We start from the raw sequence: 15,201 nt of genomic DNA on the forward strand, positions 1-15,201 counted from the left end.
TCATGCCAGCAGACGCTCCAGCACACCCTGATACATGTCGGCCAGCAGATCGAGATCCTCGGCCTTCACGCACTCGTTCACCTTGTGGATGGTGGCGTTGACCGGGCCCAGCTCGATCACCTCGGCCCCGGTGGGGGCGATGAAGCGGCCATCTGAGGTGCCGCCGGTGGTGAGCAGGGCAGGGCGCTGGCCATTGACGCGCTCTATGGCCCCGACGGCCGCTTCCAGCAAGGCACCGGTGCCGGTCAGGAAGGGCTGGCCGGAGAGGGTCCACTTCAATTCATAGTCAAGACCATGACTGTCGAGCAGGGTCTCGACCCGCTGGCGTATATCAAGGTCGGTGAGCTCGGTGCTGAAGCGGAAGTTGAACTGGACGTGCAATTCGCCGGGGATGACGTTGGAGGCGCCGGTACCGGCCTGGATGTTGGCAATCTGGAAGCTGGTGGGGGGGAAGAAGTCATTGCCCTGATCCCAGACGGTGCTGGCCAGCTCATCCAGGGCGGGGGCCGCCTTGTGGATGGGGTTGTCTGCCAGATGAGGGTAAGCCACGTGGCCCTGTACTCCGCGAACCAGCAGGTCGCCGGTGATGGAGCCGCGGCGACCGTTCTTCACCACATCGCCCACCTCCTTGGTGGAGGAGGGTTCGCCGACGATGCACCAGCGGATCTTCTCGTTGCGCGCCTCAAGGGCTTCGATGACGCGCACCGTACCGTTGATGAAGGGGCCCTCTTCATCGGAGGTGATGAGGAAGGCGATGGAGCCCTGGTGATCCGGGTGGGCGGCGACGAAGCGCTCGGTGGCGACCACCATGGCGGCCAGGGAGCCCTTCATGTCGGCGGCGCCGCGACCATAGAGGATGCCATCGATGATGGTTGGCTCGAAGGGGGGGGTGTGCCACTTGTCCAGGGGCCCGGCCGGCACCACGTCGGTGTGGCCGGCGAAGCAGAACAGCGGCCCCTCGCTGCCACGGCGGGCCCAGAGGTTGGTGGTGTCTTCAAACACCATGGGTTCGATGACGAAACCGAGCCGGGCGAGGCGCTCCGCCATCAGGGTCTGGCACCCTTCATCCAGGGGGGTCACTGAGGGGCGGCGGATCAGATCCTTGGCCAGTGTGATGACAGTCGACATCGGCATTCCTTACAGGAAAAGGTTAACGAGAGAAGAGGGATTGGTAGTGGTCGGCTTTGAAACCCAGGTGCAGCTCGCCGTCTTTGTCCAGCAGCGGGCGCTTGATCATGGCGGGCTGGGCCAGCAGCAGGGCACGGGCGCGGGCCAAGTCGAGCCCCTGCCTGTCTGCCTCTGGCAGGGCGCGGAACGTGGTGCCGCGGGTGTTGAGCAGGGCTTCCCAGCCGAGCTGGTCTAGCCAGGCGTCCAGCCGGGCAGGCTCCAGGCCATCGGCCCTGTGGTCGTGAAAGCGGTAATCGACACCTGCCTCATCCAGCCACTTGCGGGCCTTCTTGATGGTGTCGCAGTTTTTGATGCCATAGAGGGTGATGGCCATGGGGAGTCCTTCTCTGGGGGCGTGGCCCCGAAATCAATGAGAGGCCGATTCTGGCATTGTGGCCCGCCCAAGGCAACGACCTGGGGCACCCTTGTGCTGGAACCGGGTGCTGGCCATCGATGAGAGGCCGATGCTGGCAGGGTATACACACCAGGTTCAAGGCAACCAGCCAGGCTACCGTGCGTGCTGGAACAGGGGGGCTGTCATCCAAGGAGAGACCGGATGCTGGTAGGGTAGCCACATCCGGTTCAAGGCAACCAGCCAGGCCGCCGTGCGTGCTGGAACAGGGGTCTGTCATTCAAGGAGAGGCCGATGCTGGCAGGGCTGCGAGGCCTGGGTCTCAAGGTTTCGGCCTAGATGGCGTCGAGTTGGGCGGCCCAGCGCAGCAATACCCCTTCAAACCAGTTGAGCAGGGCGTGGTTGTCGTCCCGCCGGTGGCGGATCAGGCTGATCTCGAAGCGCGGCAGCGGGAAGCTGAGCGCGCATTCGGCCAGATCGAGCAGTGCCATCATGGGTTGCAGTATGCGGGCGGGCGCGGTCAGCAGCAGCGGGCTCTGGGCCAGGATGAAGGGGGCGGACAGAAAACTCTGTACCACCAGCGGGATCTCGCGCTGCAGGCCGTGGGCCGCCAGCAGCTCATCGACAATACCGTGTGGCTCGCCTCGGGGGCAAACCAGCAGGTGCTGGGCCCTGGCGAAGTCGGCGATGCTGAGCCTTTGGCCCAGCAGGGGATGGTGGCGGTGGGCGCAGCTCTGCAACCTATCCTCGAACAGGGGCTGGCGCCGAAAGCGACCGGGCAGATCATCCTGTTTGCTGATCACCAGATCGACCGCGCCCTGGTCGAGTTGATGCTCGAACGCCTGGGTCAGAGGGATCATCTGTACCCGCAGACGAGGGGCGAGCCGTTGCAGCTCGGTGAGCAGGCTGGGCAGGATCACGTATTCGGCATAGGTGTGGGCCCCGATGCGCAGTATCCCCTCGAAACAGCTGGGATCCAGCTCGGGTGACGGGCTCAGGGTCTGCTCTATGCCGGCGAGGATCTCGCGCAGGGGCAGCAAGAGTGCCTCGGCCCGCACTGTGGCTTCCATCCCTTGGGGGGTGCGGATCAGCAAGGGATCATCATAGAGCAGCCGCAAGCGGGACAGGGCCCGGCTGACGGCGGGTTGACTCATGGCGAGGCGCTCGGCCGCCTTGGTGGTGCTGCGCTCCTCGAGCAGGGCCTTGAGCACCACCAGCAGGTTGAGGTCTATGCCCCGTAAATTCACTCTATGCATAACGGGATACTAACAAATCATTTCCTTAATAAGTGCAGTCACTCTAATCTGCTTGCCGTCGACGCGCGGCATACCGGTCAGTTGCCTCTGTCATCTGGCCAGGTAGTGCCGAACAGTTGCCCCTTTTTGCGTGGTGCCTAGGGTGGCGATTCGACAAACCTGAACTCTTTTACTCTGCCAGGCAGCGTGTTGCTTGCTTGTATGCCCGCCGTCATGGCGGGTTTTTTTATGGGAGCCAGGCGCATCTCCAAGCCGACAAATAAAACGCGCCTCGGGGCGCGTCTTAAGCAAAATGGGGTGGGTCTGATCGTCAGGGGGCCACTGGCCACTGGTAATCAAATACCCTGGCCCGCTCCCAGGGGGCTTCCGGCAGGCCGGAGGTGAGGCCGGTGTACTTGCCGATGTCGTCCACCACTATGGCAGAGAGCACCGGCAACTGATGCTCGGTGCAATACATGCGAATGCGCTGCAGCAAGGTGCGCAGTTCGTCCTGGCAGGTCTCCAGCCCGGCCATCTTGGCCAGTTTGGAGTAACGGATGGTTGAGCGTTCCTTTGCCGACTCGACGAGAATATCCCACAGCTTGTAGTCGCAGGTTGTCATGCTTGCGGTGGCCTGGTTTGTCATAGCTCTCTCCGGTGCGAAGTGGTCGCAGGGTGTCGATGCCGATAGTGGCAGCTTGAGCGCGCCGGATCTTGATCCAGCGCAAAAAGCGGGTTATTAGCCCCGCCCTGGCAGTTGGAGGCATTCTAAAGCTTTGCCTTTAGAATAAAAGACTGAATTTATCACTTGTTGTGGAGCTAATGATTGCATGGTGCCCCTGGTGTGCTGTTTTTTGATAGGGATCAATGGGCAGAGACGAATGACCCTCTAGATTGCACAGTTCGAGAGACCCGTCGGCACTCTTGCCGTGACTCGCCTGGGCATCCAATGCCACTCGCTGATTGAGTCTCATATTGAACGGCGCTGCCGTTGACCCGAATCTCAGCTCCGGGCGCGCTGCCCAGGAAATCCTGAATGAATGGGGCCTGACCCCGCGTAGGAGAAGCTAATGTCGTTCTCTCTGGATGAATATCTGGCCGAACTGGCCCCGCTCATCAATCTCGATTGTGGCACCCGCACCCCGGCCGGGGTGGCCAAGGTGGCCGAGCTCATGGCCGAGAAGTACCTCTCCCTTGGTTGGCAGGTGCAGCGCCATCAATTCGCCGCCGAGTGCGGCCCCTGTCTCGAGATCACCAATGCGCCGGGGGCCAGTCATTATGACGTGATGTTGGTGGGGCACATGGATACCGTCTTCCCCGAGGGCACCGCCGCCAGGCGGCCACTGCGCATCGAGGGGGAGCAGGGGTTTGGCCCCGGTGTGTCTGACATGAAGAGCGGCCTGCTATCGACCTTCCATGCCCTCAAGGGGTTAACCCCCGATCTGCTGGCCCGGCTCCGGATCCTGGTGTGCTGCAACAGCGACGAGGAGCTGGGCTCGCCCTGGTCGAAGGAGTGGCTGATTGACAAGGCTCGGCAATCGGGCTGCGTGCTGGTGGCCGAGGCCGCGCGCCCGGATGGCTCCCTCATCAGCGCCCGCAAGGGCAACGCCAAGTACCGGTTGCGCTTTCATGGCCGCGCCGCCCATGCAGGCTCGGCGCTGGCGCAAGGGGTGTCAGCCATCACCGAATTCGCCCGTTGGGCATTGGCCATCAACGAGCTGGTCAATTTCGAGACGGGCACGACCCTCAACGTCGGCACTGTGCAGGGCGGTACCGGGGTCAATGTGGTGCCGGACTTTGTCGAGGCCATGGTGGATCTGCGCTTCTGGAGCAACGAGGAGGCTGAGCTCATCGATCATCGTTTCGCCTTTATGGCCAACAACCCCTTCCTGGCCGGGAGTCGAGTCGAGGTGGAGAGGCTTGGCTTCAAGCCAGCCATGGCACCGAATGAGGATACCAAGGCCTTGATGGCACTGGTGGAGCGGGCGGGGGTGGCCGAGGAGATCACATTCAACTGGCTGGCGGCGGGTGGCGGCTCCGATGCCAACTTCACCGCGGCGGCCGGTGTGCCTTCGCTGGATGGTTTTGGCCCCATGGGAGGCGGTTTTCACTCCGAGGATGAGTTTTTGCAACTGGACAGCATAGGCCCGCGCATTCGTCTGCTACGTCGGGTATTGAGGGAGCTGGCCGAGAGCCGGCCAGCATAGCCTGAGGGAAGGAGAGCGTGCTGGGTGCGACAACGGGAGGCCAAGGCCTCCCGTTGTCATGGTGCATCGGGCTTAGAGCAGTATGCTGGTCAGCACGTAGCCGAGGGAGCAGGAGGTTGCCACCCCGATCAGACCCGGAATGATGAAGCTGTGGTTGATGATGAATTTGCCGATGCGGGTGGTGCCGGAGCGGTCGAAACCGATACAGGCCAGATCGCTCGGGTAGGTTGGCAGCACGAAGTAGCCGTAGCTGGCGGGCAGGAAGGCGATCAGCAGCTTGGGTTCGACCCCCAGCGCCAACCCCATGGGGGCGATGGCGGTGAGGGCGGCGGCCTGGCTGTTGACCAGCTTGGAGATGAGGAACAGCACCAGGGCATAGGTCCAGGGCTGGGCCTGTACCACGTGGGCCAGGGTCTCTTTGAGCAGCGGCATGTGGGCCTGGAAGAAGGTCTCGCTCATCCAGGCGACCCCGAACACCGAGAAGATGGCGACCATGCCCGCCTTGAACACGGCGCCATTGGCAATGTCTCCGGGTTTGACCTTGCAGCGCATCAAGATGATGGCGCCGGCGATCAGCATCATCATCTGGATCACCAGGTTCATGGAGAGGGGGCCGGTCTTGTCCTTGATGGTAAAGATTGGGCGCAGCCCTTCGTTGGCACCGAGCAAGACCACGGCGGCGATGGCGGCGAAGAAGATCCAGGTCGACCAGTAGGCCTCTTTCGGGAACTTGGTGTTGAGCAGGGTTTCACCGCTGCCATAGATGAATTCGCGCTGCTGCGGATCCTGGATCCTGGCCTGGAACTCTTCGTCCTGGTCCAGATCCTTGCCACGGTGCAGGCTCCACAGGGCGGCCATCATCACCCCGCTCAATGAGGAGGGGATGGCGATCATCAGGATGTCGAGCAGGCCATAGGCCTGACCTATGCCATGACCGGCCGCCAGGATGGAGACCATGGAGACCACAGCCACCGAGACCGGGGAGGCGCAGATCGCCATCTGGGAGGCAACGGAGGCCACCGCCATCGGGCGCTCGGGGCGAATGTTCTTCTGCAGCGCTATGTCATTGATGATGGGAAACATGGTGTAGACCACGTGGCCGGTGCCGCACAGGAAGGTGAGGGTCCAGGTGGTGAGCGGTGCCAGCAGGGTGATGTATTGGGGATGACGGCGCAGCAGGCGCTCGGCGACCTGCATCATCAGGTTGAGGCCACCGGCGGTCTGCAGGGTGGCGGCGCAGCCTATCACCGCCAGTATGGTCAGCATCACCTGCACCGGCGGTTCGCCCGGCACCAGGCCAAACACGAAGGTCAGCAGGAACAGACCGATACCACTGATGAGACCCAGTCCCATGCCTCCGAAACGGGTACCCAGCAGCAAGCAGCCGAGTACCACCAAAAATTCCATCAAGATCATTCCATTACCTCGTGTGATTGAACCCATGTCCGCCCTGGATCAGGGCCCGGATCATCTGTGGTGATTAGCCACTAAATGGTTGGCAAGCACTTTATCACCCCTAAAGAGGTAGTAATTTGAGGCAGCGCAATAACCTGCCCATTTCCGATTCAAGTGCATAAAAACGATGGATATGCCCTTGAACAGAGGCGATTGGGGAATGGCAGGCGGGGGAAGATAGGGGATCTCTGCGAGGAGCAGGATGGCATGCAGGAGAACGACCCCTGTCAGGGGGCGACTGAGGGGAAAGAAGAGGAGTGATAGACCAGAGAGGGGCTGGTCTGCATACCTGGCAATGAGTTTGGCAATGAGCTTTGCAGATCAGCTGGTAGCTTAACCGTCCCGGCTTGGCTCGGCGGTGGCTGCCTCTTCGGATGAGGAGAGCCGGGACAAGAGAGCGGCGCTGCAGGCATCCAGGATCTCATCGGCCAGTGGCGATTCATCCGGACAGGCCCGTGACAGCATGATGGCCCCTATCATCTGTGCCATCAGCGCTATCCCCTTGGCGCGACGGGCCCGGGTGTCCTGTGCATCCGGCGTGTCGCTCAGGCCACAGGTGCGGGCCAGCATCGCTTCAATGCCGGCCTCGAAGGCGGTCTTGACCTGGGCCGGTTGGCGCGCCGCATCGGCGCACAGTGCGGCCATGATGCAGCCATCTCCCGGGGCATCGCGGTGCTCTCTGGAGAGGTAGTGCCTGACAAACTCGGGGCTAGCCAGGGCACTGGTTTTCTCCAGACTCTGTTCAAAGCCGCAGGTGGCGGCCTCCGCCATCAGATCCGCCTTGGCGGGGAAGTGCTTGTAGAAACCGCCGTGAGTGAAGCCGGCCGCCGCCATCAGATCCGCCACCCCCACGCCATCGTAACCCCGCTCGCGAAACAGCTTGGCTGCGGTGGCGACTATGTGTGCCCGGTTCGCCTGAGCCTGTGCCTTGGTGACCCTCATCCCGGTCGTCCTCTGAATCATGGAAGTGGTGATCACTATACATTGATGTTGGTCATCATCAAAATCCTTGACTGAAAAGATTATGATCGTCATCTTTGAAGCGTAGACCCCGGGAAGGGGTTGAGCGTCGCGACACTCGATTGACCCTTGCAGCCCCTGATCATGGCGGCGCTATGCCGGGTTACCGACTACCTTCCTCCCCAGACCCATGTTCCACACGACAGAGGCACGCCATGACAGACAAGAGACTCTTCGAGGCCTATTCCCTCGGCCCCATCCCCCTCGCCAATCGCATCGTGATGGCGCCGCTCACCCGCAACCGTGCCGGCCCCGGTCTGGTACCGAGCGAGCATGCCGCCACCTATTACAGCCAGCGGGCCACGGCGGGTCTGCTGATCGCCGAGGCGACCCAGGTCTCGGCCCAGGCGCAGGGCTATCAGGACACCCCCGGCCTCTACACGGCGGCGCAGATTGCGGGCTGGCGCAAGGTGACCGATGCGGTGCATGCCGGGGGAGGCCGGATCTTCGTGCAGCTGTGGCACGTTGGCCGCGTCTCCCATGTCGCGCTGCAACCCGATGGCGCGGCGCCGGTGGCCCCTTCGGCCCTTCGCGCCCAGACCAAGACATTCGTCAACAATGACTTCGTCGAGGTGTCTATGCCCCGGGCATTGGCACTGGAGGAGCTCCCCGGCATCATCGATGATTTTCGTCAGGCGGCTGCCAACGCCATGGCGGCGGGTTTCGACGGGGTCGAGATCCACGGTGCCAACGGCTATCTGCTGGAGCAGTTCCTCAAGGATGGGGCCAACCTGCGTAGCGACGGCTATGGCGGCTCCATCGAGAACCGCGCGCGGCTGCTGCTCGAGGTCGCCGCCGCCGTGATCGAGGAGATAGGGGCCGATCGCACCGGGGTCCGAGTCTCCCCCGTCTCACCGGCCAATGGCATCTCCTGCAGCGATCCCCAGCCGCAGTACGATTATCTGGTCGAGCGGCTTAGCGATCTGGGGGTCGTCTACCTGCACGTGATAGAGGGCGCCACCGGTGGCCCCCGGGATGTCGCCCCTTTCGACTTCACCTCCCTGCGTCGGCGCTTCAAGCAGACCTATCTGGCCAATAACGGCTATGACCTGGCGCTGGCCAGCAGTGCTCTGGCCCAGGGCAAGGCGGACCTGTTTGCCTTCGGCCGCCCCTTTATCAGCAATCCGGATCTGGTCGAGCGCCTGCAGCAGGGTGCCCCGCTCGCCGCATTGAAACCCGAGACCCTCTATGGCGGCGGCGCCGAGGGATACATCGACTACCCGGCCCTGGCGGGTGCCGGCGAGTAAGCGTGCATCGACGGGAAGCGTCATAGCACGCCCCCCGTCGACACAGCGCCATGGGGCCAGTGCCTTGCGCGACATCCATCCCGGTTCAACACGATCACAGAGAGAATGACATCATGGCCATTAAACCCAGAGTGCTTATCACCGGCGCCTCCAGCGGCATTGGCGCCACCTATGCGGACCGCTTCGCCCGGCGCGGCCACGATCTGGTGCTCGTCGCCCGTGACGAGGCGCGGCTGACGGACTTGGCCGGCCGCCTGCGCCAGGCGTACGGCGTCGCCGTCGACATCCTGCCCGCCGACCTCACCCAATCCCGGGAGCTGGCCGCCGTGGAGGCCCGATTACGGGATGATGCCAGCATCGGCATCCTGATCAACAACGCAGGGATGGGCCAGTCGGGTCACTTCCTCGCCCAGACCGCCAGCAGCGTCGAGCAACTGGTGACCCTGAACACCACGGCCCTGGCACGCCTGGCGGCCGCCATAGCCCCACGGCTGGTGCAAGCTGGGGAAGGGGCAATAGTCAACATCGGCTCCGTGGTCGGGCTCGCCCCCGAATTTGGCATGACGCTCTATGGCGCGACCAAGGCCTTCGTGCTGTTCCTCTCCCAGGGGATGAGCCTGGAGCTCGCTCCCGCCGGGGTCTATGTGCAGGCGGTGCTGCCCGCCGGCACGCGCACCGAGATCTGGGCGCGCTCCGGCATAGATCCCGACAGCTTGCCGGAGTTGATGGCGGTGGAGGAGCTGGTGGACGCGGCCCTGGTCGGTTTCGATCGCCGGGAAGTGGTCACCATACCGCCGCTGCATGAGGCCAGTCGCTGGGATGAGCTCGATGGCGCGCGCAAGGCGCTGCTCTCCGACCTTCGGCAGGCCCACGCCGCCGAACGTTATCAGGTTGCGCCTCAGGGCCGCTGATCCCGGCAACAAGACCGGCGGTCTGCTGGGGGGCGCCACGCCCAACCCGCAGTTTTCTCTCCAGACCGCCTCTTTTATTCTCGTGATGAGGCGTGCCTGACCTGTGTCACCGCACTGCATTGGACAGGGCGGTTTGCCCGGTTTCGGTCACCTCATGCTTTCTGGTAACAAGATGATGAAAGCCTTTGTGTTCAAACACTATGGTCGCTCGGCACGGCCCGAGTTCACCGACCTGCCGCAGCCGACCATGGGGCCGGACGAGATCCTGGTCAAGGTGCATGCCGTCGGCCTCAATCCCATCGACACCATGATCCCGAAAGGCACTTTCAAACCCCTGCTCAAGTTCGAGCTGCCCGCAGTGCTCGGCAGCGATCTGGCCGGTGTGGTGGTGGAGGTCGGCAGCCGGGTGACGCGGTTTAGGCCGGGGGATGCCATCTATGCCAGCCTCTTCGATCTGGGGCGTGGCGCCCTGGCGCAATGGGTGGTGGTGCCTGAACACGCGGCGGCCCTCAAACCGGCCAGCCTCGACTTCGTTCAGGCGGCGTCCATTCCCATGGTGGCGCTGACGGCCTGGCAGGCCTTCACCGAGCAGGCCTCACTCGCGCCGGGCCAGAGGGTGTTCATTCCCGCGGGTTCCGGCGGCATAGGCTCCTTTGCCATTCAGCTGGCCAGGCACCTGGGGGCCTTGGTCGCGACCTCCACCAGCACGGCGAACGTCGAGTGGGTAGGGCAGTTGGGGGCCGAGGTGGTGATCGACTACAGACGGCAGGAGTTCGATGCGCTATTGCAGGGATACGATCTGGTACTGGGTACCTTGCGGGGCGACGCGCTCGAGCAGGCGCTGTCGATCCTGGCGCCGGGGGGGCGGCTCCTGTCGCTGGTCGGCCCGCCGGATGCGGCCTTTGCGCGGGCGAGAAACATGAATGTCATCATGAGGGCCCTGTTTGGCCTGATGAGCTGGAGGATCCACCGCCTTGCCAGAAGACGGGGCGTCACCTACGCCATGATGTTCGTGCGCCCGGATGGCGCCCAGCTGACCCGGATTGCCGAACTGTTAGATGCGGGCAAGCTCAGGCCCGTGATCGACAAGGTCTTTCCATTTGAACAGACCGGCGAGGCGCTCGCCTATCTGGCGACCGGTCGGGCAAAGGGCAAGGTGGTCGTCAGCCTGGCGTGACAGACGCAGGGCGACGGCAGGAATAAAAAAGCCGACCCTGGGGTCGGCTCTTGCACGGTGCGAGTCTGGCTCGGCGCGATTAGAACTCGGCGGTGCGAGGGGTGCGCGGGAAGGGGATGACGTCGCGCACGTTGCCCATGCCGGTCACATAGACCACCAGACGCTCGAAGCCGAGGCCGAAACCGGAGTGGGGCACTGTGCCGTAGCGACGCAGGTCACGATACCACCAGTAATCTTCCTTGTTCAGACCCATTTCGGCCAGGCGGGCATCCAGCACGTCCAGACGCTCTTCACGCTGGGCACCGCCGATGATCTCGCCGATCCCCGGGGCCAGCACGTCCATGGCGGCGACGGTTTTGCCGTCGTCGTTGAGGCGCATGTAGAAGGCCTTGATGTCTTTCGGGTAGTTTTTCACCACCACCGGCGACTTGAAGTGCTCCTCGGCCAGGTAGCGCTCGTGCTCGGAGGAGAGATCGATGCCCCAGGAGACCGGGAACTCGAACTTCTTGCCGCAGTTCTTCAGCACTTCGATGGCGTCGGTGTAGTCAATCTGGGCGAAGTCGGAGGCGACGAAACGCTCCAGACGGTCGATGGCATCCTTGTCGACGTGCTGGGCGAAGAACTCCAGATCGTCGCGGCGCTCACTCAGCACGGCGTTGAAGACGTATTTGAGCATGGCTTCGGCCAGGGCGGCGTTGTCTTCCAGATCCGCGAAGGCGATTTCCGGCTCCACCATCCAGAACTCGGCCAGATGGCGGCTGGTGTTGGAGTTTTCGGCGCGGAAGGTCGGGCCGAAGGTGTAGACCTTGGAGAGGGCGCAGGCATAGGTCTCGACGTTGAGCTGACCGGAGACGGTCAGGAAGGTCTCCTTGCCGAAGAAGTCCTTGTCGTAATCGACCTTGCCTTCGGGCGTGCGCGGCAGGTTCTCCAGATCCAGGGTAGAGACCCGGAACATTTCGCCCGCGCCTTCGGTGTCGGAGGCGGTGATGAGCGGGGCGGCGATCCACAGATAGCCCTCTTCGTGGAAGAAGCGGTGAATGGCCTGGGCCAGGCAGTTGCGCACCCGGGTCACGGCGCCGACCACGTTGGTGCGCGGGCGCAGGTGAGCCTGCTCGCGCAGGTACTCGATGCTGTGGCGCTTGGCGGACATGGGGTAGGTGTCCGGATCTTCGACCCAACCCACCACTTTGACGTCGGTGGCTTGCAGTTCGAAGGCCTGGCCGCTGCCCTGGGAGGCGGCAACGATGCCGGTCACTTCCACTGAGCAGGCGGTGGTCAGACGCAGCACTTCATTCTCATAATTGGCCAGGGTATTGGGGACGACGGCCTGAACCGGGTGAAAACCGGAACCATCGGAAATGGCCAAAAATGAGATCCCCGCCTTGGAATCGCGGCGGGTCCGGATCCACCCTTTCACTGTCTGGGTGGTGCCAACCGCATATTTACCGGTCAGCACATCTACTACGGATGCGTGCGTCATCGAAATATTGTCTCCAGCTTGTTCTTGCAGCGCTATGGGTCCGCTCGGGCACTGCTTGGCCCATGGTGGCAGACTGAGCCGTCAATCTTACCCGCGCAGGTTTGATAAACAAGCAAAAATGTCGGACTCTGAAGGGATTGAGGGCCAATCGGGCATAAGGAGCAGAATGTGGCGGAACGACGGCGGGGGCAGGACAGGCTGATCGTGTTGCTGCACTGGCTGGCCATCGTCTGCTGGGCCTGTGTCATGGTGCTGCTTACCCTGTATCACTATGCCCGCCCCGAGATAGCCTATGGCTTCTTGCGCTATGGCGGCATTGCCGTCAGGGAACATTGGGATCCGGCCTTGACCCCCTGGCTGGAATACAGCCTCTGGGGCTGCGTTGCCTTCACCCTGCTGGTGCTGACGCTGCAATACCGGCGCAGCCGCCGGGAGCAAGATGGGTATCAGCTCTCCCTGAGGGTCCTGCTGCTCATCCTCATCATCAGCTTGCTGCTGTTCTACTTCGGCTGACTCGGGCCAGAATGCCTGGTTCCAGGCTCATTGCCATCGGCGTTACCCTTATTTCTGCTCGGGGGCAGGGGCTCATGAGTGCTGGTCTGGCTTGCTGCGCAGTGGCGCTTGCCAAGCTGGCGCTCGACCCCGTCCAGCATCTGGTTATAGGCCAGAATGACGCGGCCAATCTCGTCTCCCTCATCCCCATCCAGTCGATGACCGAAATCGTGGCGATCGGTCGCCTCCTCGATGGCGCGGGTGAGCTGGTTGAGCGGGCGTACTATCCAGGTGCGGATCACCCAGAGGGTCAGCAAGAGCCCCAGGCCGAAGATCAGGGTCAGGCTGAGGGCCGAGGTGAGAATGTTCTGCTCGACCCGGGTAAAGAGGGTGTCGAGGGAGTAGTCGAAGCGCACCGCGCCAAGCACGGTGTTTTCCGCCACCTGATGGCAGCTGGTGCAGTCGGTGCCACGAAAATCGCGCTGGGCGAGCAGGGGGCGGGTCACCACTAACCGGCTGTGCTGGCCATTGTGCACCACTTCCATGCTGCCCTTGCCCGCCAACGCCAGGGTATCGAACTCGTCTCTGGCGCCCTCGTTGTCGAGCCCTGCGCCAAATTGTTTGCTGACCGCGTCGCCGCGCAATATGCGGGCATCTTCGACGTGGGCGTGGTTCAGGAACTTGTGACGCAGGGTTTCCCGTGCCGCCATCTTGTTGGTCAACATCAGCATGTTGAGGCCGTCGAAGTAGGCCTCTATCTGTTCGCGGCTCTGCTCTTTGATCATGGTCAGGATAAGGTCGCGCTCGCGCACCGCCTGATAGGCCGCGGAGAAGACCAGCACCATGGAGAAGATAAACAGCAGGAAGAAATTGAATTTGGCGGCAATGGAGAGGCGCATGAGAGCAGTACATCTGTTGCTAAAACCCGCCGCGCAGTCTACTCGCCCAGGCCGTGCGGGTCTGATGGTTCGCTCACATTCTGGCGAAAAAGCCCCTGCATTGCCATGCGAGGGCTATTTGTGGAGACTCAGTATTCGCCGCAGGAGATGGCCTCATGGATGGCATGGGTCAGCACCCTCAGCTCCTCGGGGGTGATGACGAAGGGGGGCATCAGGTAGATGAGCTTGCCAAACGGGCGGATCCAGGCACCTAGCTCGACGAACTTGCGCTGGATGCGCGCCACATCCACCCGCTCTTTCATCTCCACCACGCCGATGGCGCCGAGTACCCGCACGTCCGCCACCGCCGGGTTGAGGGTCAGTGCCACCAGCTCGGTGCGCAGTTGATGCTCGATGGCGGTTACCCGTTCCTGCCACGGGGAGGCCAGCAGCAGATCGATGGAGGCGTTGGCCACCGCGCAGGCGAGCGGATTGCCCATAAAGGTGGGCCCATGCATAAAGACCCCGGCCTTGCCGTCACAGATGGTGCGGGCGACCTGCTCGGTGGTGAGGGTGGCCGACAGCGTCAGGTAGCCGCCGGTGAGCGCCTTGCCCAGACACAGGATGTCGGGGCTGATCCCCGCCCAGTCGCAGGCAAACAGCTGGCCGGTGCGGCCAAAGCCGGTGGCAATCTCGTCGGCGATGAGCAGTATGCCGAACTCGTCACACAGGGCGCGTACCCATTGCAGATAGCGAGGGTGGTAGAAGCGCATGCCGCCCGCTCCCTGCACGATGGGCTCGAGGATGATGGCGGCTATCTCCTCGTGGCGATCGGCGACCAGCTCCGCCAGCTCTACCACGCAGCTCTCATCCCACTGGGCGTGGAAACGGCAATCGGGGGCCGGGGCGAACAGCTGCTCGGGCAGGAAGCCTTGATAGAGCTCGTGCATGCCGCCATCGGGATCGCAGACGCTCATGGCGCCAAAGGTATCGCCGTGATAACCACCCCGCAGGGAGACGAACCGGGATCGCGGGCTGCCCTTGCTGTGCCAGTACTGCTGGGCCATCTTGAGCGCCACCTCCACCGCCACTGAGCCCGAGTCGGCCAGAAACACCCGATCCAGCCCTTTTGGTGTGATCTCCACCAGTTTGCGGCACAGATTGATGGCGGGCTCATGGGTGAGGCCACCGAACATGACATGGGACATCTTGCCGAGCTGGGCGCTGGCTGCGGCATCGAGCGCTGGCACCTGGTAGCCGTGAATGCTGGCCCACCAGGAGCTCATGCCATCGATTAGCGCGCGGCCATCGCCGAGGGTCAGGGTTACCCCTTTGGCACTGGCTACTTCATAGCAGGGCAGGGGCTGAGTGAGGGAGGTATAGGGGTGCCAGATATGGTGCAGGTCGAACTCTTGATTGGTCAATTTATATCCAGTTGTAATCTTGTTTGATCTGGTCGGTGTTGACAGTCTACGCGCGCTCTTTACACTAGCCAACAATTTCAGCCACTTGCCACGCAGGGTGCCAGTGCCGCGGGCGCTAGTCTGTCAGGCGGGCAGAGGCATATCTATAAAAAACGG

Annotated in this window: 14 protein-coding genes; 5 read left to right on the plus strand and 9 right to left on the minus strand. The window is 62.8% G+C overall.

The window, feature by feature from the left end; translation table 11 throughout:
* The 4 genes from dapE to KYK33_RS07265 form a co-directional block, all read right to left on the minus strand.
* Window positions 1–1,128, minus strand: a complete 1,128-nt coding sequence (gene dapE / locus KYK33_RS07250; RefSeq protein WP_224432543.1) for a succinyl-diaminopimelate desuccinylase — start codon at window positions 1,126–1,128, stop codon at window positions 1–3.
* Between the two features lie 22 nt (window positions 1,129–1,150).
* Window positions 1,151–1,501 (minus strand): ArsC family reductase, encoded by a 351-nt coding sequence (locus KYK33_RS07255; RefSeq protein ID WP_224432544.1) that lies wholly within the window; start codon window positions 1,499–1,501, stop codon window positions 1,151–1,153.
* A gap of 353 nt (window positions 1,502–1,854) precedes the next feature.
* The gene (locus tag KYK33_RS07260) at window positions 1,855–2,766 is read right to left on the minus strand and encodes a LysR family transcriptional regulator (RefSeq protein WP_224432969.1); all 912 of its coding nucleotides are present in this window, start codon (window positions 2,764–2,766) and stop codon (window positions 1,855–1,857) included.
* A gap of 319 nt (window positions 2,767–3,085) precedes the next feature.
* Entirely contained in the window at window positions 3,086–3,400 is a 315-nt protein-coding gene (locus tag KYK33_RS07265; RefSeq protein ID WP_042042947.1) for a hypothetical protein, read from the minus strand.
* 424 nt (window positions 3,401–3,824) lie between these two features.
* Between KYK33_RS07265 and KYK33_RS07270 the strand changes: the two genes are divergently transcribed.
* Window positions 3,825–4,961: a M20 family metallopeptidase gene (locus KYK33_RS07270; protein WP_224432545.1), complete on the plus strand. Its 1,137-nt coding sequence runs from the start codon at window positions 3,825–3,827 to the stop codon at window positions 4,959–4,961.
* Window positions 4,962–5,033: 72 nt separating this feature from the next.
* Here the strand turns inward: KYK33_RS07270 and KYK33_RS07275 are convergent, their stop codons facing one another.
* Together KYK33_RS07275 and KYK33_RS07280 are read right to left on the minus strand one after the other, a co-directional pair.
* Window positions 5,034–6,377, minus strand: coding sequence for an anaerobic C4-dicarboxylate transporter (locus KYK33_RS07275; protein WP_224432546.1), 1,344 nt, complete (start codon window positions 6,375–6,377; stop codon window positions 5,034–5,036).
* Window positions 6,378–6,749: 372 nt separating this feature from the next.
* Window positions 6,750–7,358 (minus strand): TetR/AcrR family transcriptional regulator, encoded by a 609-nt coding sequence (locus KYK33_RS07280; RefSeq protein WP_224432547.1) that lies wholly within the window; start codon window positions 7,356–7,358, stop codon window positions 6,750–6,752.
* A 233-nt stretch (window positions 7,359–7,591) separates the two neighbouring features.
* Between KYK33_RS07280 and KYK33_RS07285 the strand changes: the two genes are divergently transcribed.
* The 3 genes from KYK33_RS07285 to KYK33_RS07295 all read left to right on the plus strand — a co-directional run bounded on the left by KYK33_RS07285 (window position 7,592) and on the right by KYK33_RS07295 (window position 10,771).
* Window positions 7,592–8,683 (plus strand): alkene reductase, encoded by a 1,092-nt coding sequence (locus KYK33_RS07285; protein ID WP_224432548.1) that lies wholly within the window; start codon window positions 7,592–7,594, stop codon window positions 8,681–8,683.
* Between the two features lie 113 nt (window positions 8,684–8,796).
* A complete protein-coding gene (locus tag KYK33_RS07290; protein WP_224432549.1) occupies window positions 8,797–9,594 on the plus strand; it encodes an SDR family NAD(P)-dependent oxidoreductase in 798 nt (265 codons plus the stop codon).
* Window positions 9,595–9,766: 172 nt separating this feature from the next.
* Complete coding sequence (locus KYK33_RS07295; protein ID WP_224432550.1) at window positions 9,767–10,771, plus strand: NADP-dependent oxidoreductase; 1,005 nt, start codon at window positions 9,767–9,769, stop codon at window positions 10,769–10,771.
* A gap of 79 nt (window positions 10,772–10,850) precedes the next feature.
* Here the strand turns inward: KYK33_RS07295 and asnS are convergent, their stop codons facing one another.
* Complete coding sequence (asnS, locus tag KYK33_RS07300; RefSeq protein ID WP_224432551.1) at window positions 10,851–12,251, minus strand: asparagine--tRNA ligase; 1,401 nt, start codon at window positions 12,249–12,251, stop codon at window positions 10,851–10,853.
* Between the two features lie 168 nt (window positions 12,252–12,419).
* On the opposite strand from asnS, the gene KYK33_RS07305 reads away from it, so the two are divergent.
* Entirely contained in the window at window positions 12,420–12,764 is a 345-nt protein-coding gene (locus KYK33_RS07305; protein ID WP_042042943.1) for a hypothetical protein, read from the plus strand.
* Here KYK33_RS07305 and KYK33_RS07310 read toward each other — a convergent pair.
* Together KYK33_RS07310 and bioA are read right to left on the minus strand one after the other, a co-directional pair.
* The gene (locus tag KYK33_RS07310; RefSeq protein ID WP_042042942.1) at window positions 12,752–13,642 is read right to left on the minus strand and encodes a HAMP domain-containing protein; all 891 of its coding nucleotides are present in this window, start codon (window positions 13,640–13,642) and stop codon (window positions 12,752–12,754) included. The two genes, KYK33_RS07305 and KYK33_RS07310, sit on opposite strands and share 13 nt — an antisense overlap.
* A gap of 128 nt (window positions 13,643–13,770) precedes the next feature.
* Complete coding sequence (bioA, locus tag KYK33_RS07315) at window positions 13,771–15,045, minus strand: adenosylmethionine--8-amino-7-oxononanoate transaminase (protein WP_224432552.1); 1,275 nt, start codon at window positions 15,043–15,045, stop codon at window positions 13,771–13,773.
* Window positions 15,046–15,201: the final 156 nt, after the last annotated feature.

Origin of the sequence: Aeromonas rivuli (assembly GCF_020149575.1) — a bacterium.
In the GTDB taxonomy this organism is placed as follows: Bacteria; Pseudomonadota; Gammaproteobacteria; order Enterobacterales; family Aeromonadaceae; genus Aeromonas; species Aeromonas rivuli.